Annotated in this window: 32 protein-coding genes; all 32 read right to left on the bottom strand. The window is 34.8% G+C overall.

The window, feature by feature from the left end:
- Positions 1-98 precede the first annotated feature (98 nt).
- The 32 genes from eno to fusA all read right to left on the bottom strand — a co-directional run bounded on the left by eno (position 99) and on the right by fusA (position 19,131).
- Positions 99-1,388 (bottom strand): phosphopyruvate hydratase, encoded by a 1,290-nt coding sequence (gene eno, locus A8975_RS07595; protein ID WP_131508157.1) that lies wholly within the window; start codon positions 1,386-1,388, stop codon positions 99-101.
- 155 nt (positions 1,389-1,543) lie between these two features.
- Positions 1,544-2,647: a glutamine-hydrolyzing carbamoyl-phosphate synthase small subunit gene (gene carA / locus A8975_RS07590; RefSeq protein ID WP_131508155.1), complete on the bottom strand. Its 1,104-nt coding sequence runs from the start codon at positions 2,645-2,647 to the stop codon at positions 1,544-1,546.
- Positions 2,648-2,732: 85 nt separating this feature from the next.
- Positions 2,733-3,206, bottom strand: coding sequence for a 50S ribosomal protein L17 (gene rplQ / locus A8975_RS07585; RefSeq protein WP_129761419.1), 474 nt, complete (start codon positions 3,204-3,206; stop codon positions 2,733-2,735).
- Between the two features lie 63 nt (positions 3,207-3,269).
- A complete protein-coding gene (locus tag A8975_RS07580) occupies positions 3,270-4,262 on the bottom strand; it encodes a DNA-directed RNA polymerase subunit alpha (protein ID WP_129761420.1) in 993 nt (330 codons plus the stop codon).
- A gap of 95 nt (positions 4,263-4,357) precedes the next feature.
- Entirely contained in the window at positions 4,358-4,963 is a 606-nt protein-coding gene (gene rpsD, locus A8975_RS07575; protein WP_129761421.1) for a 30S ribosomal protein S4, read from the bottom strand.
- 170 nt (positions 4,964-5,133) lie between these two features.
- Positions 5,134-5,517 carry a 30S ribosomal protein S11 gene (rpsK, locus tag A8975_RS07570; RefSeq protein ID WP_129761422.1) on the bottom strand — a complete coding sequence of 128 codons (384 nt, stop codon included), beginning with the start codon at positions 5,515-5,517 and terminating at the stop codon, positions 5,134-5,136.
- Between the two features lie 105 nt (positions 5,518-5,622).
- Positions 5,623-5,997, bottom strand: a complete 375-nt coding sequence (rpsM, locus tag A8975_RS07565; protein ID WP_129761423.1) for a 30S ribosomal protein S13 — start codon at positions 5,995-5,997, stop codon at positions 5,623-5,625.
- Positions 5,998-5,999: 2 nt separating this feature from the next.
- Entirely contained in the window at positions 6,000-6,116 is a 117-nt protein-coding gene (gene ykgO / locus A8975_RS07560; RefSeq protein ID WP_008269159.1) for a type B 50S ribosomal protein L36, read from the bottom strand.
- Positions 6,117-6,120: 4 nt separating this feature from the next.
- Positions 6,121-6,336: a translation initiation factor IF-1 gene (gene infA / locus A8975_RS07555; RefSeq protein ID WP_007094967.1), complete on the bottom strand. Its 216-nt coding sequence runs from the start codon at positions 6,334-6,336 to the stop codon at positions 6,121-6,123.
- Positions 6,337-6,347: 11 nt separating this feature from the next.
- On the bottom strand, positions 6,348-7,706 hold the full coding sequence (gene secY / locus A8975_RS07550; protein ID WP_131508153.1) for a preprotein translocase subunit SecY: 1,359 nt from the start codon (positions 7,704-7,706) through the stop codon (positions 6,348-6,350).
- A gap of 13 nt (positions 7,707-7,719) precedes the next feature.
- The gene (rplO, locus tag A8975_RS07545) at positions 7,720-8,172 is read right to left on the bottom strand and encodes a 50S ribosomal protein L15 (protein ID WP_129761425.1); all 453 of its coding nucleotides are present in this window, start codon (positions 8,170-8,172) and stop codon (positions 7,720-7,722) included.
- Between the two features lie 12 nt (positions 8,173-8,184).
- Positions 8,185-8,367 (bottom strand): 50S ribosomal protein L30, encoded by a 183-nt coding sequence (gene rpmD, locus A8975_RS07540; protein WP_129761426.1) that lies wholly within the window; start codon positions 8,365-8,367, stop codon positions 8,185-8,187.
- An 11-nt stretch (positions 8,368-8,378) separates the two neighbouring features.
- Complete coding sequence (gene rpsE / locus A8975_RS07535) at positions 8,379-8,903, bottom strand: 30S ribosomal protein S5 (RefSeq protein ID WP_129761427.1); 525 nt, start codon at positions 8,901-8,903, stop codon at positions 8,379-8,381.
- A gap of 6 nt (positions 8,904-8,909) precedes the next feature.
- The gene (gene rplR, locus A8975_RS07530) at positions 8,910-9,266 is read right to left on the bottom strand and encodes a 50S ribosomal protein L18 (RefSeq protein ID WP_129761428.1); all 357 of its coding nucleotides are present in this window, start codon (positions 9,264-9,266) and stop codon (positions 8,910-8,912) included.
- A gap of 10 nt (positions 9,267-9,276) precedes the next feature.
- Positions 9,277-9,819 (bottom strand): 50S ribosomal protein L6, encoded by a 543-nt coding sequence (gene rplF / locus A8975_RS07525; RefSeq protein ID WP_131508151.1) that lies wholly within the window; start codon positions 9,817-9,819, stop codon positions 9,277-9,279.
- A gap of 17 nt (positions 9,820-9,836) precedes the next feature.
- Positions 9,837-10,235 (bottom strand): 30S ribosomal protein S8, encoded by a 399-nt coding sequence (gene rpsH, locus A8975_RS07520; RefSeq protein ID WP_129761430.1) that lies wholly within the window; start codon positions 10,233-10,235, stop codon positions 9,837-9,839.
- Between the two features lie 70 nt (positions 10,236-10,305).
- Positions 10,306-10,575 carry a 30S ribosomal protein S14 gene (gene rpsN / locus A8975_RS07515; protein WP_129761431.1) on the bottom strand — a complete coding sequence of 90 codons (270 nt, stop codon included), beginning with the start codon at positions 10,573-10,575 and terminating at the stop codon, positions 10,306-10,308.
- A 3-nt stretch (positions 10,576-10,578) separates the two neighbouring features.
- Positions 10,579-11,130: a 50S ribosomal protein L5 gene (rplE, locus tag A8975_RS07510; RefSeq protein WP_129761432.1), complete on the bottom strand. Its 552-nt coding sequence runs from the start codon at positions 11,128-11,130 to the stop codon at positions 10,579-10,581.
- Between the two features lie 2 nt (positions 11,131-11,132).
- Entirely contained in the window at positions 11,133-11,444 is a 312-nt protein-coding gene (rplX, locus tag A8975_RS07505) for a 50S ribosomal protein L24 (RefSeq protein WP_134199510.1), read from the bottom strand.
- 12 nt (positions 11,445-11,456) lie between these two features.
- The gene (gene rplN, locus A8975_RS07500; protein WP_129761434.1) at positions 11,457-11,825 is read right to left on the bottom strand and encodes a 50S ribosomal protein L14; all 369 of its coding nucleotides are present in this window, start codon (positions 11,823-11,825) and stop codon (positions 11,457-11,459) included.
- A 2-nt stretch (positions 11,826-11,827) separates the two neighbouring features.
- Positions 11,828-12,085, bottom strand: coding sequence for a 30S ribosomal protein S17 (rpsQ, locus tag A8975_RS07495; protein ID WP_073085362.1), 258 nt, complete (start codon positions 12,083-12,085; stop codon positions 11,828-11,830).
- 17 nt (positions 12,086-12,102) lie between these two features.
- On the bottom strand, positions 12,103-12,294 hold the full coding sequence (gene rpmC / locus A8975_RS07490) for a 50S ribosomal protein L29 (protein ID WP_129761435.1): 192 nt from the start codon (positions 12,292-12,294) through the stop codon (positions 12,103-12,105).
- Positions 12,295-12,304: 10 nt separating this feature from the next.
- Positions 12,305-12,724 (bottom strand): 50S ribosomal protein L16, encoded by a 420-nt coding sequence (gene rplP / locus A8975_RS07485; protein ID WP_129761436.1) that lies wholly within the window; start codon positions 12,722-12,724, stop codon positions 12,305-12,307.
- Between the two features lie 18 nt (positions 12,725-12,742).
- Positions 12,743-13,462, bottom strand: coding sequence for a 30S ribosomal protein S3 (rpsC, locus tag A8975_RS07480; protein WP_129761437.1), 720 nt, complete (start codon positions 13,460-13,462; stop codon positions 12,743-12,745).
- Positions 13,463-13,471: 9 nt separating this feature from the next.
- Entirely contained in the window at positions 13,472-13,879 is a 408-nt protein-coding gene (gene rplV / locus A8975_RS07475) for a 50S ribosomal protein L22 (RefSeq protein ID WP_129761438.1), read from the bottom strand.
- A gap of 8 nt (positions 13,880-13,887) precedes the next feature.
- Complete coding sequence (rpsS, locus tag A8975_RS07470; RefSeq protein ID WP_008269180.1) at positions 13,888-14,166, bottom strand: 30S ribosomal protein S19; 279 nt, start codon at positions 14,164-14,166, stop codon at positions 13,888-13,890.
- Between the two features lie 10 nt (positions 14,167-14,176).
- Positions 14,177-15,004 (bottom strand): 50S ribosomal protein L2, encoded by an 828-nt coding sequence (gene rplB / locus A8975_RS07465; RefSeq protein ID WP_134199508.1) that lies wholly within the window; start codon positions 15,002-15,004, stop codon positions 14,177-14,179.
- 10 nt (positions 15,005-15,014) lie between these two features.
- Positions 15,015-15,305: a 50S ribosomal protein L23 gene (gene rplW / locus A8975_RS07460; RefSeq protein ID WP_129761440.1), complete on the bottom strand. Its 291-nt coding sequence runs from the start codon at positions 15,303-15,305 to the stop codon at positions 15,015-15,017.
- A 7-nt stretch (positions 15,306-15,312) separates the two neighbouring features.
- Positions 15,313-15,942: a 50S ribosomal protein L4 gene (rplD, locus tag A8975_RS07455; RefSeq protein WP_131508147.1), complete on the bottom strand. Its 630-nt coding sequence runs from the start codon at positions 15,940-15,942 to the stop codon at positions 15,313-15,315.
- Positions 15,942-16,559, bottom strand: a complete 618-nt coding sequence (gene rplC, locus A8975_RS07450; RefSeq protein WP_129761442.1) for a 50S ribosomal protein L3 — start codon at positions 16,557-16,559, stop codon at positions 15,942-15,944. The genes rplD and rplC overlap by 1 nt, the downstream gene beginning before the upstream one ends.
- A 127-nt stretch (positions 16,560-16,686) precedes the next feature.
- Positions 16,687-16,992 (bottom strand): 30S ribosomal protein S10, encoded by a 306-nt coding sequence (rpsJ, locus tag A8975_RS07445; protein ID WP_007650482.1) that lies wholly within the window; start codon positions 16,990-16,992, stop codon positions 16,687-16,689.
- Between the two features lie 12 nt (positions 16,993-17,004).
- Positions 17,005-19,131, bottom strand: coding sequence for an elongation factor G (gene fusA / locus A8975_RS07440; protein ID WP_131508145.1), 2,127 nt, complete (start codon positions 19,129-19,131; stop codon positions 17,005-17,007).

Raw genomic sequence — 19,131 nt, 5'->3', positions numbered from 1 at the left:
AATTTACTTAAAAAACTAATACACATTAATTAGTTGTTAAAAGTAAAAAAGGCTTCTGTAATTAAACAGAAGCCTTTTTTAATACCATATTTTAAATATTACTTTACTTTAAAAGCCTTTTCTTGAGGATAGTAAGCAACGTTACTTAATTCTTCTTCAATTCTTAATAACTGATTGTACTTTGCCATTCTATCACTACGAGATGCAGAACCTGTTTTAATTTGACCAGTGTTTAATGCTACTGCTAAATCAGCAATAGTATTATCTTCAGTTTCACCAGAACGATGAGACATCACTGACGTATAACCTGCATTATGAGCCATATTAACAGCTGCAATAGTCTCAGTTAAAGTACCAATTTGGTTTACTTTAATTAATATTGAGTTAGCAATACCATTTTCAATACCTCTTGATAAACGCTCTACATTTGTTACAAATAAATCGTCACCTACTAGTTGTACTTTATCTCCAACTTTTTCGGTTAAGTATTTCCAACCTTCCCAATCGTTTTCATCCATTCCATCTTCAATAGAAATAATAGGATATTTAGCAGCTAATTCAGCTAAGTAATCTGCTTGCTCTTGACTAGTTCTTACTTGACCTTTGTCTCCTTCAAACTTAGTATAGTCATATTTTCCATCTACATAAAATTCGGCCGAAGCACAATCTAAAGCAATCATTACTTCATCACCTAATTTATAACCTGCTTTTTCAACAGCTTTGGCAATTGTATCAAGTGCATCCTCTGTACCATCTAATGTTGGAGCAAAACCTCCCTCATCACCTACAGCAGTACTAAGACCTCTATCGTGTAATACTTTTTTAAGGTTGTGGAAAATTTCTGTACCCATTTGCATAGCATGAGTAAAGTTTTTTGCTTTTACAGGCATTACCATAAACTCTTGAAATGCTATTGGCGCATCACTATGAGAACCTCCATTAATGATATTCATCATTGGTACTGGTAACGTGTTTGCTGAAACACCTCCAACATATCTATATAAAGGCATTCCTAACTCGTTTGCAGCGGCTTTAGCAGCAGCTAAAGACACTCCTAAAATAGCATTAGCCCCTAATTTTGATTTATTTGGTGTACCATCTAATTCAATCATTAATTGATCGATAGCATTTTGTTCAAACACTGAAACACCTAACAACTCTTGAGCAATTATAGTATTGACATTTTCTACTGCTTTTGTAACTCCTTTTCCCATATAGGCATTTCCACCATCTCTAAGTTCAACTGCTTCATGTTCTCCTGTTGACGCTCCTGATGGCACTGCAGCTCTACCTACAACTCCATTTTCTGTAGTAACATCAACCTCTACAGTTGGATTACCACGTGAATCTAAAATTTGTCTTGCATGAATATTAATTATAATGCTCATATGTTTCTATTTAATGTTGTTTAATTGTATGTCAAATTTACAAAATTGTTAATCTAAAAGGTATTTACCTATTCATTATTACATTTTAATTTTACTAAAATGTTTTCGTAAATAAAAAACCTCAATGAAAATCGATTTTCTTTGAGGTTTGTTCATTATTTATTTTTAATGTTTTCTATAAATTGGTCAAATAGATACGACGAATCGTGAGGTCCAGGACTTGCTTCAGGATGATATTGAACTGAAAAACAGTTTTTACTCTTCATTTTAATACCTGCTACAGTATCGTCATTTAAATGCAAATGAGTAATCTCAATATCTGGATGATTTTCAGTTTCCTCTCTATTGATAGCAAAACCATGGTTTTGTGAAGTAATTTCTCCTTTACCTGTAATAAGGTTCTTTACAGGATGATTAATACCTCTATGTCCATGGTGCATTTTATAAGTAGAAATTCCGTTTGCTAACGCGATTACTTGGTGTCCTAAACAAATACCAAATAGCGGAAGGTTACGTTTAATGATTTCTTTAGCCAAATTTTGTGCTTCAACCAAAGGTTCAGGATCTCCTGGTCCATTAGATAAGAAATAGCCATCTGGTTTAAATGCTTCTAACTCTTCAAAAGTCGAATTGTAAGGAAACACCTTAATGTAGGCATCTCTTTTAGCTAAATTTCTAAGGATATTAGTTTTAATTCCAATATCTAAAGCTGCTATTTTATACGTAGCATTTTCGTTACCAAAATAATATGGTTCTTTAGTAGATACTTTAGAAGCCAACTCTAAACCATTCATATTTGGCACATCTGCTAGTTGTTTTTTAAGGTCTTCAATATTATCAACCTCAGTAGAAATTACAGCATTCATAGCTCCATTATCTCTGATATAGCTTACAAGAGCTCTTGTATCTACATCAGATATAGCCAATACATTATTCTTCTCAAAGAAATTTTCGAGAGAATCATCTGCTGCTGGTCTTGAATAATTAAAACTGAAATTTTTACAAATTAGACCTGATATTTTAATGGAATTAGACTCCACTTCTTCAGAAAGTGTTCCATAATTACCAATGTGCGCATTGGTAGTCACCATTAATTGTCCGAAATAAGATGGATCGGTAAATATTTCTTGGTAGCCTGTAGTACCAGTGTTAAAGCAAACCTCTCCAAATGCAGTACCTTTTTTTCCTATTGATTTTCCATAGAATATGGTTCCGTCTGCTAGTAATATTAGTGCTTTTTCTCTTTTATTATACTTCATAGATTCTAAAAGTTTCGCAAAATTGCATAAAAAAAAGGATAAACTAAAATGTTTATCCTTTAATATTTCAAATGCTTATTAACATTTATTCTTCTTCGTTAGTTGCCTTAGTTTCTGCAACAGGAGCTGCAGCTGCTTTGCTACCACCTCTTCTACTTCTACGAGTAGATTTTTTCTTAGGCTTATCAGCATTGTAGATTTCGTTGTAGTCAACTAATTCTATCATTGCCATATCAGCGTTATCACCAAGACGGTTACCAAGCTTAATAATTCTTGTGTATCCTCCTGGACGATCTCCTACCTTAGCAGCAACATCTCTAAATAATTCTGCCACAGCTTCTTTTTGTCTTAATCTAGAAAACACAATACGTCTGTTATGAGTAGTATCTTCTTTAGATTTTGTTACTAAAGGCTCAACAAATTGTTTTAACGCTTTAGCTTTAGCTACTGTAGTGTTAATACGCTTGTGCTCTATTAAAGAACATGCCATATTAGCTAACATTGCTTTTCTGTGGGCAGTTTTTCTACCTAAATGATTAAATTTCTTTCCGTGTCTCATGACTTTTGTTTTATCATCTTGCTACCAAATCCAAAGAGTAAGTCTAAGGAGAGCAAAATATGATTAATCTTTATCTAATTTGTATTTGCTTAAGTCCATTCCGAAGTTAAGACCTTTAACATTTACTAATTCTTCTAGCTCAGTTAAAGATTTTTTACCGAAGTTACGGAACTTCATTAAATCATTTTTGTTGAATGATACTAAATCTCCTAATGTATCAACCTCTGCAGCTTTTAAACAGTTTAAGGCACGTACAGAAAGATCCATATCAACTAATTTGGTTTTTAATAACTGTCTCATGTGAAGTGATTCTTCATCATAAGTTTCAGTTTGAGCAATTTCGTCAGCCTCAAGAGTTATACGCTCATCAGAGAATAACATGAAGTGGTGAATTAATATCTTAGCCGCTTCAGTTAAAGCATCTTTAGGATGAATAGAACCGTCTGTGATGATTTCAAAAACTAATTTTTCGTAATCGGTTTTTTGCTCAACACGGAAGTTTTCTATACTGTACTTCACGTTTTTTATTGGCGTATATATTGAGTCAGTAAAAATAGTTCCAATAGGTGCAGAAGCTTTTTTGTTTTCTTCAGCAGGAACATATCCTCTACCTTTTTCAATAGTGATTTCCATATTGATGCTTACTTTAGGATCTAAGTTACAAATCACTAAGTCTTTGTTTAGTACTTGGAAACCTGAAATAAATTTTTGGAAATCTCCAGCTGTTATTTGCTCTTGACCAGAAATTGAGATTGAAACAGACTCGTTATCGATTTCATCTATTTGACGCTTAAAGTTTACTTGCTTTAAGTTCAAAATCATTTCTGTTACATCTTCAACTACACCTGCAATTGTAGAAAACTCGTGATCTACACCTTCTATTCTTACAGATGTGATTGCGAAACCTTCTAAAGAAGATAATAAAACTCTTCTTAAAGCGTTTCCTACTGTTAGTCCATAACCTGGTTCTAGTGGTCTGAATTCGAATTTGCCTTCAAAATCAGTAGAATCGATCATGATTACTTTGTCAGGCTTTTGAAAATTTAATATTGCCATAGTGTTCTTCGTTTTAATTGTTATTTAGTTGCGCGATTTAAAAGCTTGAAGACGTCTAATAAATCCTTTGGCTAAATACCAATATGTTTAATTTATTATTTAGAATATAATTCGACGATGAATTGCTCGTTGATGTTCTCAGGAATTTGAACTCTTGCAGGAACAGATACGAATGTTCCTTGCTTAGTGTCGTTATTCCATGTAATCCACTCATAAACATGACTAGAGTTTGTTAATGAATTTTGGATTGCTTCTAAAGATTTTGATTTTTCTCTTACTGCCACAACATCTCCTGCTTTTAATTGGTAAGAAGGAATGTTTACGATGTTTCCGTTAACAGTAATGTGTCTGTGAGATACTAATTGTCTAGCTCCACTACGTGAAGGAGACATTCCCATTCTGTAAACCACGTTGTCTAAACGAGACTCACAAAGTTGTAACAACACCTCACCAGTAATTCCTGGAGCAGCAGTTGCTTTTTTGAACATGTTTCTGAATTGCTTTTCTAAAATACCGTAAGTGTATTTTGCTTTTTGCTTCTCCATTAATTGGACAGCGTATTCAGATTTTTTTCCACGACGCTTGTTTGCACCATGTTGACCTGGAGGATAATTTCTTTTTTCAAAAGCTTTATCATCTCCAAAAATAGCTTCACCAAATTTACGAGCTATTTTAGTTTTAGGACCAGTATATCTTGCCATTTTTAAATTAAATTATGAGAGTGTTTATGAATTAAGGTCTTAATCTTATCCTTCGATAAACGTGAATCTCTCGTTGATACTTGTTTAAAATTTTTCAGTTTGCAAATTTACATATAAAAAATTAATATCAACTATAAAAAACAGTTGATATTAATTCTTCAAAATATAAATTAAACTCTTCTACGTTTTGGTGGACGACATCCATTATGTGGTAATGGAGTAACATCTACGATTTCTGATACTTCAATACCAGAGTTGTGAATAGATCTAATTGCAGATTCTCTACCATTTCCAGGACCTTTAACAAACACTTTCACTTTCTTTAATCCAGCTTCTTTTGCTACTCCTGCAGCATCTTCAGCAGCTAATTGTGCAGCGTAAGGAGTGTTCTTTTTAGAACCTCTGAATCCCATTTTACCTGCAGATGACCATGAAATTACGTCACCTTTTTTGTTTGTTAAAGAGATAATGATGTTATTGAAAGATGCAGCAATGTGCGCTTCTCCAATTGCATCTACTATTACTTTACGTTTTTTAGTACTTGACTTTGCCATATTTTTTAGTTTCTAGTTGTTAGCTTTTAGTTGTTAGAATCCTAAACCTTTCGATTTCGAACAGATTCATCTAACGTCTAATTACTAATGACTACTGTCTTGTTATTATTTAGTTGCTTTTTTCTTGTTAGCAACGGTTTTTCTTCTACCTTTTCTAGTTCTAGAGTTGTTCTTTGTACGTTGACCTCTTAATGGAAGCCCAGATCTGTGACGAATACCTCTGTAACATCCAATATCCATTAATCGCTTAATGTTTAATTGAGTTTCAGAACGCAATTCACCTTCTATAGTATAAGTTCCAACAGCGTCACGGATTGCTCCAATTTGATCATCTGTCCAATCTTGTACTTTTGTGCTTTCATCAACTTTAGCCGTTGCCAAAATTTCTTTTGCTCTACTTTTACCTACTCCGTAGATATAAGTTAAAGAGATTACTCCTCTTTTCTGTTTTGGTATGTCTACACCTGCAATTCTTGCCATAATTATCCTTGTCTTTGTTTGAATCTAGGATTCTTTTTGTTAATTACGTAAAGTCTACCTTTTCTACGCACTAATTTACAATCAGCGCTTCTTTTTTTAACTGATGCTCTTACTTTCATCGTATTAGTATCTATAGGTTATACGAGCCTTTGTTAAATCGTAAGGACTCATTTCTAATTTTACTTTGTCTCCTGGTAACAACTTAATATAATGCATACGCATTTTACCAGATATATGTGCAGTCACAATATGACCATTTTCTAATTCAACACGAAACATCGCATTAGATAATGCTTCTATGATTGTTCCGTCTTGTTCTATTGCTGCTTGTTTTGCCATAGTATATAGTTTTAAGCTACTGCTTTTCTATTTTTACCTGTTTTCATCAAGCCATCATAGTGTTTATTCAACAAGTAAGAATTTACTTGTTGCATGGTATCAATTGCAACTCCTACCATAATCAACAATGACGTTCCTCCAAAAAACAATGCCCAACCAGCTTGTACGTCCATAAGCTTTACAATAATTGCTGGGAACACAGCTATTAATGCTAAGAATAATGATCCTGGTAAAGTTATTTGAGACATTATTTTATCTAAATACTCAGAAGTTTCAGTTCCTGGTCTAATACCTGGAATAAAACCACCGCTTCGTTTTAAGTCGTCAGCCATTTTGTTTGTTGGTACTGTAATAGCTGTATAAAAATATGTAAACACTATAATTAAGAGTGCAAATACTAGGTTGTACCAAAATCCGAAAATATCAGAAAACTGTGTTTGCATCCATGTACCTACTTCTCCTGATCCAAATGATTTACCAATTAAACTTGGCACAAACATGATAGCTTGAGCAAAGATGATTGGCATAACTCCTGAAGCGTTTAACTTTAATGGTAAAAACTGTCTAGAGCCAAATGCATTTTTTTCGTATCCACCTGTAGCTGTACGTCTTGCATATTGCACTGCGATTTTACGTACTGCCATAACTAGCATTACTGAACCTAGTATAATTAACAACCAAATAACAAGCTCAATTAAAATCATAATTAAACCTCCATTAGATTGTGTTACTCTAGCAGCATACTCTTGTAAAAATGATTGTGGTAAAGTAGCTATAATACCTACCATAATTAATAATGAAATACCATTACCAATACCTTTATCAGTAATTTTTTCACCTAACCACATTGCAAAAATACATCCAGTAACTAATATTATTACTGAAGAAATCATAAATGTAGTTGGAGAAAAACCATTAACTAAAAGTGCACTTGTTGAGTTAACTCCTGTTAATGATGGTAAGCTTGCTAAATATCCTGGTGCTTGAACCAAACAGATACCTATTGTTAACCAACGGGTTATTTGAGTGATTTTCTTTTGACCACTTGCTCCTTCTTTTTGAAGTTTTTGTAAATAAGGAATTGCTATTCCCATTAACTGCACTACAATAGAAGCAGAGATATAAGGCATAATACCTAGGGCAAATACTGATGCGTTAGAAAAACCTCCACCAGTAAACGCATTGATTAACCAAATTAATCCACCTTCGGCAGCATCTCCTTGTAATCCTGATAATTTAGTAAAGTCAATACCTGGAAGCACTATTTGTGCACCAAAACGGTAAACTAAAAGCAAACCAAGTGTTAACATGATTCGGTCTTTTAGTTCCGTTATTTTCCAAACATTTTTTATAGTGTCTATAAATTTCATACTTATAATAATCTTATAAAGTTACAGCTTCTCCTCCTGCAGCTTCAATAGCAGCTTTTGCTGAAGCAGTAAATTTATGAGCAGATACTTTTAATTTAGATTTTAATTCTCCACGACCTAATATTTTTACTAAATCGTTTTTACCAGCCAAACGTAATTGTACTAGCGTTTCAAAATCTATAGTATCCTTTATCTTCTTATCGTCAACCAATTGTTGTAATGTATCAAGATTTACACCTTGGTATTCTACACGGTTGATGTTAGTAAATCCGAATTTAGGCACACGTCTTTGAAGTGGCATTTGTCCACCTTCAAAACCAAGTTTTTTAGAATATCCAGAACGAGACTTTGCTCCTTTGTGACCACGTGTTGCAGTACCACCTTTTCCAGAACCTTGTCCTCTACCTACTCTTTTTCCTTGATTTTTAACTGAGCCTTCAGCTGGTTTTAAATTACTTAAGTCCATTTTTATGTCTTATTATTTTGTTTCTTCAACAGAAACTAAATGTTTAACTTTATTAACCATACCAACGATATTTGGAGTGGCATCATGTTCTACAACCTGACCGATTCTTTTTAAACCTAAAGCCTCTAAAGTTCTCTTTTGGGTTTGAGTACGATTGATTGTACTTTTTACTTTTGTTACTTTGATCTTTGCCATCTTCCTTAAGATTAACCGTTAAATACTTTTTCTAATGATATTCCTCTATCCTTAGCAACTGTGTCAGCACTTCTTAATTGTAATAAAGCATCAAAAGTAGCTTTAACAACGTTGTGAGGGTTAGAAGATCCTTGAGATTTAGATAATACATCATGTACACCTACTGCTTCAAGAACTGTTCTTACAGCTCCACCAGCAATTACTCCTGTACCAGGAGCAGCAGGAATGATGTTTACTCTAGCTCCACCAAATTTACCTTTTTGCTCGTGTGGCAAAGTTTTTTTGATGATTGGTATTCTAACCAAGTTTTTCTTTGCGTCTTCAACTGCTTTTGCAATTGCGGTAGCAACATCTTTAGATTTTCCTAAACCATGTCCTACTACACCTGCTTCATCACCTACTACTACGATAGCTGAAAAACCAAATGCTCTACCACCTTTAGTTACTTTTGTAACTCTTTGTACACCAACTAAACGATCTTTAAGATCTAATCCACCTGGTTTTACTAATTCTGCGTTTTTATATTTTTGATACATAATGTCTTAAAATTTTAGTCCGCCTTCTCTAGCACCTTCTGCTAACGATTTTACTCTTCCGTGATATTGATATCCACCTCTGTCAAAAGAGATAGTTTCTACACCTGCTTTTAATGCTTTTTCAGCTACTGCTTTACCAACTAAGGCTGCAATTTCTGTTTTAGTACCTTTTGCAGAACTAATGTCTTTGTCTCTTGAAGATGCAGCACTGATAGTTTTACCTGTTACATCATCCACAACTTGAGCATAAATTTCTTTATTACTTCTAAATACAGCTAAACGTGGTCTAGATTCAGTTCCTGAAACTACCTTACGAATTCTGCTTTTTATTCTTAATCTTTTTTGATTCTTTGTTAATGCCATAACTAAACTATTAAGCTGATTTACCTGCTTTTCTTCTTAATACTTCTCCTACAAACTTAATTCCTTTTCCTTTGTAAGGTTCTGGTTTTCTAAATGCACGAATTTTCGCTGCTACTTGTCCTACCAATTGTTTGTCGTGAGATGTTAATTTTACGATTGGGTTTTTTCCTTTTTCAGAGATTGTCTCTACTTTTACTTCTGGAGCTAAATCCAAAATAATGTTGTGAGAAAATCCTAAAGCTAAATCCAATTTTTGTCCTTGGTTAGATGCTCTATAACCTACACCTACCAATTCTAGTTCTTTTGTCCATCCTTCAGATACACCTTTAATCATGTTGTTGATTAAAGCTCTGTAAAGACCATGTTTTGCTCTTTGGTCTTTTTTATCTGTTGAACGCGTTACTTGTACGCTTCCTTCTTCAACAGCTATATCTACGTCTGAAAATTCTTGAGTTAATTCACCTAATTTACCTTTTACAGTAATTACATTGTCTTTAACTTCTACTGTAACTCCTTGTGGGATAGTTACTGGGTTATTACCTATTCTTGACATGTTCTTTCTGTTTTAAATTAGTAAACGTAACACAATAATTCTCCACCAACGTTTTCTCTTTGCGCTTGTTTTCCTGTTAATACACCGTGAGATGTTGAAACAATTGCAATTCCAAGACCGTTAAGGATTCTTGGCATTTCGTTAGCACTTGCGTATTTACGTAAACCTGGTTTACTTATTCTTTGAATTTTCTTAATTACAGGTTCTTTAGTCTCTTTATTGTACTTAAGAGCTATTTTAATAGTTCCTTGTACTGTAGAGTCATCAAACTTGTAACTTAAAATATATCCTTGATCGAATAATATTTTAGTAATTTCTTTTTTTAGATTAGATGCAGGTATCTCAACCACTCTGTGGTTAGCTTTTACTGCATTTCTAACTCTCGTTAGATAATCTGCGATTGGATCTGTATACATTTATATTAATTTGCGGTTTTGGTTTTCGAAAATTAGTTTTCGAACTTCAAACCAATTTATAATTCTTTGTTTACCAACTTGCTTTTTTAACTCCTGGTATTAAGCCTTTGTTAGCCATTTCGCGTAACATTACACGAGAAATTCCAAATGTACGTACGTATCCTTTTGGTCTTCCTGTTAATTTACAACGGTTGTGCATACGTACAGGTGATGCATTTCTTGGTAACTTTTGTAATGCTTCGTAGTCTCCAGCTTCTTTTAAAGCTTTACGTTTTTCAGCATATTTTGCTACCGTTTTTGCTCTTTTCACCTCACGGGCTTTCATTGATTCTTTAGCCATATCTTAGTTCTTTTGAAAAGGTAATCCTAATTCAGTTAATAACGATTGTGCTTCTTTATCTGTGTCTGCAGATGTTACGAAAGTAATATCCATACCAGAAATTCTGTTGATCTTGTCAATATCAATTTCAGGGAAAATGATTTGCTCAGTAACTCCTAAGTTGTAGTTACCTCTACCATCAAATCCTGTAGCTTTAATACCATCAAAGTCTCTAACTCGTGGTAAAGCTGAAGTAATCAAACGGTCTAAAAACTCATACATTTGCTCACCTCTAAGTGTTACTTTAGCACCTATTGGCATTCCTTTACGTAATTTGAATGATGCAACGTCTTTTTTAGATAAAGTTGCAACAGCTTTTTGACCAGATATTTTTGTTAATTCTTCAACAGCGTGATCAATTAATTTTTTATCTGCTACTGCTGCTCCAACACCTTTAGAGATTACAATCTTTTTAAGTTTTGGAACTTGCATTACATTTTTATAACCGAATTCTTCTGTAAGAGCAGAAACTATTTTGTCCTTGTACTCTTGTTTTAATCTTGGAATGTAAGCCATAATTATATTACTTCATTAGATTTTGTAGAAAATCTTACTTTCTTATCACCTTCCATTTGATATCCTACTCTTGTTGGTTCACCTTTACTTGTTAAAAGTGACAAGTTAGAGATATGAATTGGTGCTTCTTTTTCTACGATACCACCTTGAGGGTTTTGTGCACTTGGTTTAGTGTGTTTCTTTACCATGTTTATACCTTCTACGATGGCCTTGTTTTTATCGATAAATACTTTAAGTACTTTCCCTTCAGATCCTTTGTGGTCTCCAGCGATTACTTGTACTGTATCTCCTGATTTTATTTTAAGCTTTGTCATCTTGTTTATCAATTAAAGCACTTCTGGTGCTAATGATACAATTTTCATGAATTGTTTATCACGAAGTTCTCTAGCAACAGGTCCAAAAACACGTGTTCCTCTCATTTCTCCTTGCGGATTTAAAAGTACACAAGCGTTATCGTCAAATCTGATATAAGATCCGTCTGGACGTCTTACTTCTTTTACTGTACGCACAACAACAGCTGTTGATACTGCTCCTTTTTTAATGTTTCCGTTAGGAGTTGCGTCTTTTACTGAAACTACTATTTTGTCACCAATAGAAGCATATCTTCTTTTGGTTCCACCTAGAACACGTATTGTTAATACTTCTTTTGCTCCAGTGTTATCAGCTACTTTTAATCTTGATTCTTGTTGTACCATAATTACTTCGCTCTTTCAATTATTTCTACTAATCTCCAACATTTAGATTTACTTAAAGGTCTTGTTTCCATGATCTTTACTGTATCTCCAATGTTACAGTCGTTTGTCTCATCGTGTGCAACGTATTTTTTCGTTTTTAACACGAATTTTCCATACATAGGATGTTTTACTTTTTTAACCTCAGATACCACAATTGATTTCTGCATTTTGTTACTTGTAACAACTCCTATACGTTCTTTTCTTAAGTTTCTTTTTTCCATCTTTCAGCGGAATACAATTATTGTATTTCTCTTTTAGTTAATTCAGTTGCGATTCTAGCTACTGAACGTCTTACGTTTCGTAACTGGATTGGATTCTCTAAAGGAGATACTGCGTGAGCCATTTTTAGGTCAGCATAACTCTTTTGTGTCTCACCAAGTTTTTCTTGTAACTCAGCCGTTGATAGCTGTTTAATTTCTGATTGCTTCATAATACTACTATTAAGCCTCGTAATCTCGAGCTATTATAAACTTTGTTTTAACTGGTAACTTTTGAGCTGCTAAACGTAATGCTTCTTTAGCAGTTTCTAAAGGCACACCTCCAACTTCAAATAAAACTCTTCCTGGTTTTACCACAGCTACCCAATATTCTACAGAACCTTTACCTTTACCCATACGTACTTCAAGAGGTTTCTTTGTTATAGGCTTGTCTGGAAATATTTTAATCCAAAGTTGCCCTTCTCTTTTCATGTAACGTGTTGCGGCAATACGAGCTGCTTCTATTTGACGTGATGTTAAGAAATTCGAATCGAGTGATTTTATACCAAACATTCCATTAGATAACTGGTGTCCTCTTCCGGAATTTCCTTTCATACGTCCTTTTTGGACTTTACGAAATTTTGTTTTTTTCGGTTGTAACATTTTCTTTTACTTTAAAAATTACTTTCTGCGACGAGATTTATTGTTCCCACCACGTCCTCCACCAGACTTACCTTGTTTTTTAGACAACCCTACAAGTGGAGAAAGTTCTCTTTTACCATATACTTCACCTTTCATGATCCATACTTTAATTCCCAATCTACCGTAAGTAGTATGAGCTTCAACTAAAGCATAGTCAATATCGGCTCTAAATGTTGATAATGGAATTCTACCTTCTTTGTAGTGCTCGCTACGTGCCATTTCAGCTCCGTTTAAACGACCACTAATTTGAATCTTGATTCCTTCAGCATTCATACGCATAGCAGCAGCAATAGCCATTTTTATTGCACGACGGTAAGAAATACGATTTTCAATTTGACGTGCAATGCTTGATCCTACTAAGAATGCATCTAATTCAGGTCTCTTAATTTCGAAGATGTTCAATTGAACTTCCTTATCTGTAATTTTCTTAAGCTCTTCTTTTAACTTGTCTACCTCTTGACCACCTTTCCCGATAATAATACCAGGTCTTGCAGTAGTGATAGTAACGGTTACAAGTTTAAGTGTACGCTCAATAATTACTCTAGACACACTAGCTTTTGATAAACGTGCATGGATGTACTTTCTGATTTTGTCGTCTTCAGCAAGTTTGTCTCCATAATCGTTTCCACCATACCAGTTAGATTCCCATCCTCTGATGATTCCTAAGCGATTTCCGATTGGATTTGTTTTTTGTCCCATACCTCTATCTTAGCTTTGTGTGTTATTTAATGCTCCAATCACAACTGTTACGTGATTCGAACGTTTTCTAATTCTGTGTGCACGACCTTGAGGCGCTGGACGTAATCTTTTTAACATAGATCCTCCATCAACTCTGATCTCTTTTACAAATAGGTTTGCGTCCTCAATACTTGCATCTTCGTTTTTTGCTTGCCAGTTAGCTATTGCAGATAACAATAACTTCTCTAAGCGACGAGATGCTTCTTTTGAACTAAACCTTAAAATTTGAAGAGCTTTCTCAGCTTTTTGACCTCTAACCAAGTCTGCAACTAAACGCATTTTTCTTGGTGAGGTTGGACAGTTGTTCAACTTTGCAAAAGCAACTTGTTTTCTGTCTTCCTTTATAGCATCTGCCATTTGTTTTTTACGACTTCCCATAGCTCTACTTATTTTTTACCTTTATTTTTTGCACCTGCATGTCCTCTAAACGAACGTGTTGGTGAAAATTCTCCTAATTTATGACCTACCATATTTTCAGTTACATAAACTGGTACAAATTGACGACCGTTGTGTACAGCTATAGTCTGCCCTACGAAATCTGGTGAAATCATTGATGCTCTAGACCAAGTTTTAATAACAGTCTTTTTATTTGAAGCTACGTTTTCTGCAACTTTCTTTTCTAATTTATAATGGATGTAAGGTCCTTTTTTTAATGAACGTGCCATATTATCTCAATTATTTCTTTCTACGTTCTACAATATACTTGTTACTCGCTTTGGTTTTAGAACGTGTTCTATAACCTTTAGCTGGAATACCATTTCTAGATCTTGGGTGTCCACCAGACGAACGTCCTTCTCCACCACCCATTGGGTGATCAACTGGGTTCATTACTACTGGTCTCACTCTAGGTCTTCTTCCTAACCAACGTGTTCTACCTGCTTTACCAGATACTAACAACTGGTGGTCAGAGTTTGATATAACACCTATTGTTGCCATACAATCTGCAAGCACTAAACGTGTTTCACCTGATGGTAATTTAATAGTTGCAAATTTTCCGTCTCTTGCCATTAATTGAGCAAACGCTCCTGCGCTTCTTGCCATAACTGCTCCTTGACCTGGACGTAACTCTATACAAGAGATAATAGTACCAAGAGGAATTTGGCTTAAAGGCATTGCATTACCAATTTCAGGAGCGATACCTTCTTTACCCGAAACAATGTTTTGTCCAACTTGTATACCGTTTTGAGCAATAATGTATCTTTTTTCTCCGTCTTGGTAGTTCAATAACGCGATAAAAGCTGTTCTGTTTGGATCGTATTCAATTGTTTTAACTTCAGCTGGAATTCCAGTTTTGTTACGCTTAAAATCAATGATACGATACTTCTTCTTATGACCTCCACCAATATGGCGCATGGTCATTTTTCCTTGACTGTTTCTACCACCAGATCTTTTGTTCGGAGCAAGTAAACTTTTCTCCGGCTTATCAGTAGTGATGGCGTCAAATCCATTTACTACTCTAAAACGCTGAGCTGATGTGATCGGTTTTAATTTTCTTACTGACATTTTCGTCTAATTACATGTTACTGTATAAATCAATAGTCTCACCTTCCGCCAGTTGTACAATTGCTTTTTTAATAGCATTTGTTTTACCATGTTGAATACCTGTTTTTGTGTAACGGGTTCTTCTATCTGGACGGACATTTATAGTACGAACTTTTTCAACAGAAACTCCATAAGCAGCTTCAACTGCTTTTTTGATTTCTACCTTGTTCGCCTTTGTATTCACTTGGAAACTAAAGCAGTTGTTTAACTCACTATTAGTTGTCGCTTTTTCAGTGATAATAGGTTTAATTAAGATACTCATGGTTTTCTTATTTACTTAAATTCGACTCAATTTCTTCTAGAGAACTCTCTAAAAGAACTAATTTATTTGCGTTTAAAATTTTATAAGTGTTTAGTTCTGAGTTAGTTACAACTTCAGACCCTTTAAAATTTCGTGATGACAAATATACATTATTATTTGAAGCACCCAACACAAACAACGATTTTTTGTCTTGTATGTCTAATGCTTTCAGTACTGCTGTAAAGTTTTTCGTCTTTGGAGCATCAAAATTGAAGTCTTCCAAAACAACGATATCTTTATCATTAGCTTTCATTGTTAAAGCAGATTTTCTTGCTAAACGCTTCAAGTTTTTATTTAATTTGAAGCTGTAGTTTCTTGGTCTTGGTCCGAACATACGTCCACCACCTTTAAATACACCAGACTTGATACTACCTGCTCTTGCAGTACCAGTACCTTTTTGTTTTTTAATCTTACGTGTACTTCCTGCAATTTCTGCTCTTTCTTTAGCCTTGTGCGTTCCTTGACGTTGGTTAGCAAGATATTGCTTAACGTCTAAGTAAACAGCATGGTTGTTAGGCTCAATAGCGAACACATCTTTAGAAAGCTCTGCTTTTCTACCTGTGTCTTTTCCGTTTATATCTAAAACTGCTACTTTCATTATTTCTCAATGATTACATAAGAGTTTTTGTGTCCAGGAACACATCCTTTTACAACTAGTAAGTTCTTTTCAGGAACTACTTTGTATACTCTTAAATTTTCAACTTTCACTTTTTCGCCACCCATTCTTCCGGCCATCTTCATTCCTTTGAATACTCTCGCAGGATAAGAAGCTGCACCAATAGAACCTGGAGCTCTTAAACGGTTGTGCTGACCATGCGTTGCTTGACCAACTCCACCAAAACCATGACGTTTTACAACACCTTGGAATCCTTTTCCTTTAGATGTACCAGCAATATCTACAAACTCACCTTCAATGAAGTGCTCTACAGTAATTGCATCACCTAATTTGTAATCTCCTTCAAATCCTTGGAATTCTACGACTTTAGTTTTAACAGAAGTACCAGCTTTCTTAGCATGACCTAATTCAGCTTTAGTAGCACTTTTATCTGTCTTGTCATCGAAACCAAGTTGAAGGGCATTGTACCCGTCAACCTCTTCGGTTCTGACTTGGGTAACGATACATGGACCTGCTTCAATTACTGTACAAGGAATGTTTTTCCCGTTTTCATCAAAGATGCTGGTCATACCGATTTTTTTTCCTATTAACCCAGACATATTTATTAATTATTAATTATTACTATTCTATTTATTAAAACTCAAGGCTGAAAAATACGTTTCAGCCTTGAATTGTATTTTTAACCGTTTTTCCCTCGCTCGCAGCTCAGGACATGTTTGTGTTCACTTACACTTTTATCTCAACTTCAACTCCACTTGGTAATTCAAGCTTCATTAAAGCATCAATTGTTTTTGAAGATGAAGAGTAAATATCCAATAATCTCTTGTAAGAACTTAATTGGAATTGTTCTCTTGACTTCTTGTTTACGTGTGGTGAACGTAACACAGTGAAAATCTTTTTATGTGTTGGTAACGGAATTGGTCCTGTTACAACAGCTCCAGTACTTTTTACTGTTTTTACAATCTTATCAGCAGACTTGTCAACTAAATTGTGATCGTAAGACTTTAATTTTATTCTAATTTTCTGACTCATTTTCTTTTAGTTTTAAGCTTCTACGCCTTTAGCTGCTTTGATTACTTCTTCTGAAATGTTTGAAGGAGTTTCAGCATAGTGTGAAAATTCCATTGTTGATGTCGCACGTCCTGAAGACAATGTTCTTAATGTTGTTACATATCCAAACATTTCTGATAAAGGCACAACAGCTTTTACTGTTTTAGCTCCTGCTCTGTCTCCCATATCACTTACTTGTCCTCTACGACGGTTAAGGTCACCTACGATATCACCCATGTTTTCTTCTGGAGTGATAACTTCTAATTTCATCATAGGCTCCATAATCACAGCTTTTGCAGCTTTTGCAGCAGCTTTGAATCCTAATTTAGCAGCTAATTCGAATGATAGCTGATCAGAATCTACATCGTGGTAAGAACCATCAGTTAAAGTTACTTTCATAGCATCAACTTCATATCCTGCTAAAGGACCGTTTTGCATTGCCATTGTGAATCCTTTCTCAATTGAAGGGATAAATTCCTTAGGAACGTTACCACCTTTAATTTCAGAGATAAATTCTAAACCTTCCTTACCTTCTTCAGCTGGCTCAAGAGTAAATACAATATCTGCGAATTTACCACGTCCACCAGATTGTTTCTTATAAACTTCTCTGTGTTCTGCACGTTGAGTAATAGCTTCTTTGTACTCTACTTGTGGCTGACCTTGGCTAACCTCTACCTTAAACTCACGTTTAAGACGGTCAACAATAATATCTAAGTGAAGCTCACCCATTCCAGAAATAATAGTCTGTCCTGAAGCTTCGTCAGTTCTTACTGTAAACGTAGGATCTTCCTCAGCAAGTTTACCTAATGCTAAACCTAGTTTATCAACATCAGCTTTAGTTTTTGGCTCAACTGCTATACCAATTACTGGATCTGGGAAATCCATAGATTCCAATACTATTGGGTGTTTTTCATCAGACATAGTATCACCAGTCTTGATGTCTTTAAACCCTACTGCTGCTCCAATATCTCCTGCTTCGATATATTCAATAGCATTTTGTTTATTAGAGTGCATTTGGTAAATACGAGAGATACGCTCTTTTTTACCTGAACGGTTGTTCAAGATATAAGAACCTGCATCTAAACGACCTGAATATGCTCTAAAGAATGCTAAACGACCTACGAAAGGATCAGTAGCGATTTTAAATGCTAAAGCAGAAAAAGGTTCTTTTGCATCTGGTTTACGTACTTCATCAGCACCTGTATCTGGATTTGTTCCTACAATATTATCTCTATCTAATGGAGATGGTAAGTAACGACATACAGCGTCTAATAAGAACTGTACACCTTTATTTTTAAACGAAGAACCACAAATCATTGGAATGATAGCCATATCCATTACAGCAGCTCTAAGTGCAGCGTGCACTTCTTCTTCTGTAATAGAATCTTCATCTTCCATGAATTTTTCTAATAAGTTCTCATCGTAAGTAGCTACTTCTTCAATAAGAAGTGCTCTATATTTACGAGCTTCTTCTTTTAAGTCATCTGGAATCTCAATTACATCAAAAGTTGCTCCTTGAGTTTCTTCGTGCCAAACAATAGCTCTGTTTTTTACTAAATCAACAATACCTTTAAAGTCTGCCTCATCACCAATGTTTAATACAATTGGCACAGCGTTTGACTTCAACATATCTTTAACCTGTTGACAAACAGCCATAAAGTTAGATCCTTGACGGTCCATTTTGTTAACGAAACCTATACGAGGCACTTTATAGTTATCAGCAAGTCTCCAGTTAGTTTCTGACTGTGGCTCTACACCATCAACTGCACTAAACAAGAACACCAACCCATCAAGCACACGTAAAGAACGGTTTACCTCAACCGTAAAATCAACGTGACCTGGAGTATCAATAATGTTAAAGTGATATCCTTTAGTTTCTGGAGTTGGTTGCGCGTTTTCTAATGGAAACTGCCAAGTACAAGTTGTAGCAGCAGAAGTAATTGTAATACCTCTTTCTTGCTCTTGCTCCATCCAGTCCATAGTAGCAGCACCATCATGTACTTCACCAATTTTGTGAGATACACCAGTGTAATAAAGGATACGCTCTGTAGTTGTTGTTTTTCCTGCGTCAATATGCGCAGCAATTCCTATGTTTCTAGTATATTTTAAATCTCTTGCCAT

The organism is Meridianimaribacter flavus (genome assembly GCF_004366715.1).
Taxonomy (GTDB): Bacteria; Bacteroidota; Bacteroidia; order Flavobacteriales; family Flavobacteriaceae; genus Gaetbulibacter_B; species Gaetbulibacter_B jejuensis.
Note: the sequence above shows the minus strand (reverse complement) of the source record. Positions and strands in the feature narration are given on the sequence as shown.

What these genes read in the sequence shown, in the direction of transcription:
- rpsN (WP_129761431.1), bottom strand. Translation starts at nt 10,575, where the DNA reads ATGGCTAAAGAATCAATGAAAGCCCGTGAGGTGAAAAGAGCAAAAACG.
- rpsK (WP_129761422.1), bottom strand. Translation starts at nt 5,517, where the DNA reads ATGGCAAAGTCAAGTACTAAAAAACGTAAAGTAATAGTAGATGCAATT.
- rpsC (WP_129761437.1), bottom strand. Translation starts at nt 13,462, where the DNA reads ATGGGACAAAAAACAAATCCAATCGGAAATCGCTTAGGAATCATCAGA.
- rpsM (WP_129761423.1), bottom strand. Translation starts at nt 5,997, where the DNA reads ATGGCAAGAATTGCAGGTGTAGACATACCAAAACAGAAAAGAGGAGTA.
- rplE (WP_129761432.1), bottom strand. Translation starts at nt 11,130, where the DNA reads ATGGCTTACATTCCAAGATTAAAACAAGAGTACAAGGACAAAATAGTT.
- rplV (WP_129761438.1), bottom strand. Translation starts at nt 13,879, where the DNA reads ATGGGAAGTCGTAAAAAACAAATGGCAGATGCTATAAAGGAAGACAGA.
- rplF (WP_131508151.1), bottom strand. Translation starts at nt 9,819, where the DNA reads ATGTCAAGAATAGGTAATAACCCAGTAACTATCCCACAAGGAGTTACA.
- ykgO (WP_008269159.1), bottom strand. Translation starts at nt 6,116, where the DNA reads ATGAAAGTAAGAGCATCAGTTAAAAAAAGAAGCGCTGATTGTAAATTA.
- rplC (WP_129761442.1), bottom strand. Translation starts at nt 16,559, where the DNA reads ATGTCTGGGTTAATAGGAAAAAAAATCGGTATGACCAGCATCTTTGAT.
- fusA (WP_131508145.1), bottom strand. Translation starts at nt 19,131, where the DNA reads ATGGCAAGAGATTTAAAATATACTAGAAACATAGGAATTGCTGCGCAT.
- rplP (WP_129761436.1), bottom strand. Translation starts at nt 12,724, where the DNA reads ATGTTACAACCGAAAAAAACAAAATTTCGTAAAGTCCAAAAAGGACGT.
- rplR (WP_129761428.1), bottom strand. Translation starts at nt 9,266, where the DNA reads ATGGCATTAACAAAGAATCAAAAAAGATTAAGAATAAAAAGCAGAATT.
- rpsH (WP_129761430.1), bottom strand. Translation starts at nt 10,235, where the DNA reads ATGTATACAGATCCAATCGCAGATTATCTAACGAGAGTTAGAAATGCA.
- rplN (WP_129761434.1), bottom strand. Translation starts at nt 11,825, where the DNA reads ATGGTACAACAAGAATCAAGATTAAAAGTAGCTGATAACACTGGAGCA.
- rpsS (WP_008269180.1), bottom strand. Translation starts at nt 14,166, where the DNA reads ATGGCACGTTCATTAAAAAAAGGACCTTACATCCATTATAAATTAGAA.
- rplX (WP_134199510.1), bottom strand. Translation starts at nt 11,444, where the DNA reads ATGACAAAGCTTAAAATAAAATCAGGAGATACAGTACAAGTAATCGCT.
- rplW (WP_129761440.1), bottom strand. Translation starts at nt 15,305, where the DNA reads ATGAGTATCTTAATTAAACCTATTATCACTGAAAAAGCGACAACTAAT.
- carA (WP_131508155.1), bottom strand. Translation starts at nt 2,647, where the DNA reads ATGAAGTATAATAAAAGAGAAAAAGCACTAATATTACTAGCAGACGGA.
- rplD (WP_131508147.1), bottom strand. Translation starts at nt 15,942, where the DNA reads ATGAAAGTAGCAGTTTTAGATATAAACGGAAAAGACACAGGTAGAAAA.
- rpsE (WP_129761427.1), bottom strand. Translation starts at nt 8,903, where the DNA reads ATGTATCAAAAATATAAAAACGCAGAATTAGTAAAACCAGGTGGATTA.
- A8975_RS07580 (WP_129761420.1), bottom strand. Translation starts at nt 4,262, where the DNA reads ATGGCAATATTAAATTTTCAAAAGCCTGACAAAGTAATCATGATCGAT.
- rpmC (WP_129761435.1), bottom strand. Translation starts at nt 12,294, where the DNA reads ATGAAGCAATCAGAAATTAAACAGCTATCAACGGCTGAGTTACAAGAA.
- rpmD (WP_129761426.1), bottom strand. Translation starts at nt 8,367, where the DNA reads ATGGCAAAGATCAAAGTAACAAAAGTAAAAAGTACAATCAATCGTACT.
- rpsD (WP_129761421.1), bottom strand. Translation starts at nt 4,963, where the DNA reads ATGGCAAGATATACTGGTCCTAAAACTAAAATAGCTCGTAAATTTGGT.
- rplO (WP_129761425.1), bottom strand. Translation starts at nt 8,172, where the DNA reads ATGGACTTAAGTAATTTAAAACCAGCTGAAGGCTCAGTTAAAAATCAA.
- eno (WP_131508157.1), bottom strand. Translation starts at nt 1,388, where the DNA reads ATGAGCATTATAATTAATATTCATGCAAGACAAATTTTAGATTCACGT.
- rpsJ (WP_007650482.1), bottom strand. Translation starts at nt 16,992, where the DNA reads ATGAGTCAGAAAATTAGAATAAAATTAAAGTCTTACGATCACAATTTA.
- rpsQ (WP_073085362.1), bottom strand. Translation starts at nt 12,085, where the DNA reads ATGGAAAAAAGAAACTTAAGAAAAGAACGTATAGGAGTTGTTACAAGT.
- rplQ (WP_129761419.1), bottom strand. Translation starts at nt 3,206, where the DNA reads ATGAGACACGGAAAGAAATTTAATCATTTAGGTAGAAAAACTGCCCAC.
- secY (WP_131508153.1), bottom strand. Translation starts at nt 7,706, where the DNA reads ATGAAATTTATAGACACTATAAAAAATGTTTGGAAAATAACGGAACTA.
- infA (WP_007094967.1), bottom strand. Translation starts at nt 6,336, where the DNA reads ATGGCAAAACAAGCAGCAATAGAACAAGACGGAACAATCATAGAAGCA.
- rplB (WP_134199508.1), bottom strand. Translation starts at nt 15,004, where the DNA reads ATGTCAGTAAGAAAATTAAAACCGATCACATCAGCTCAGCGTTTTAGA.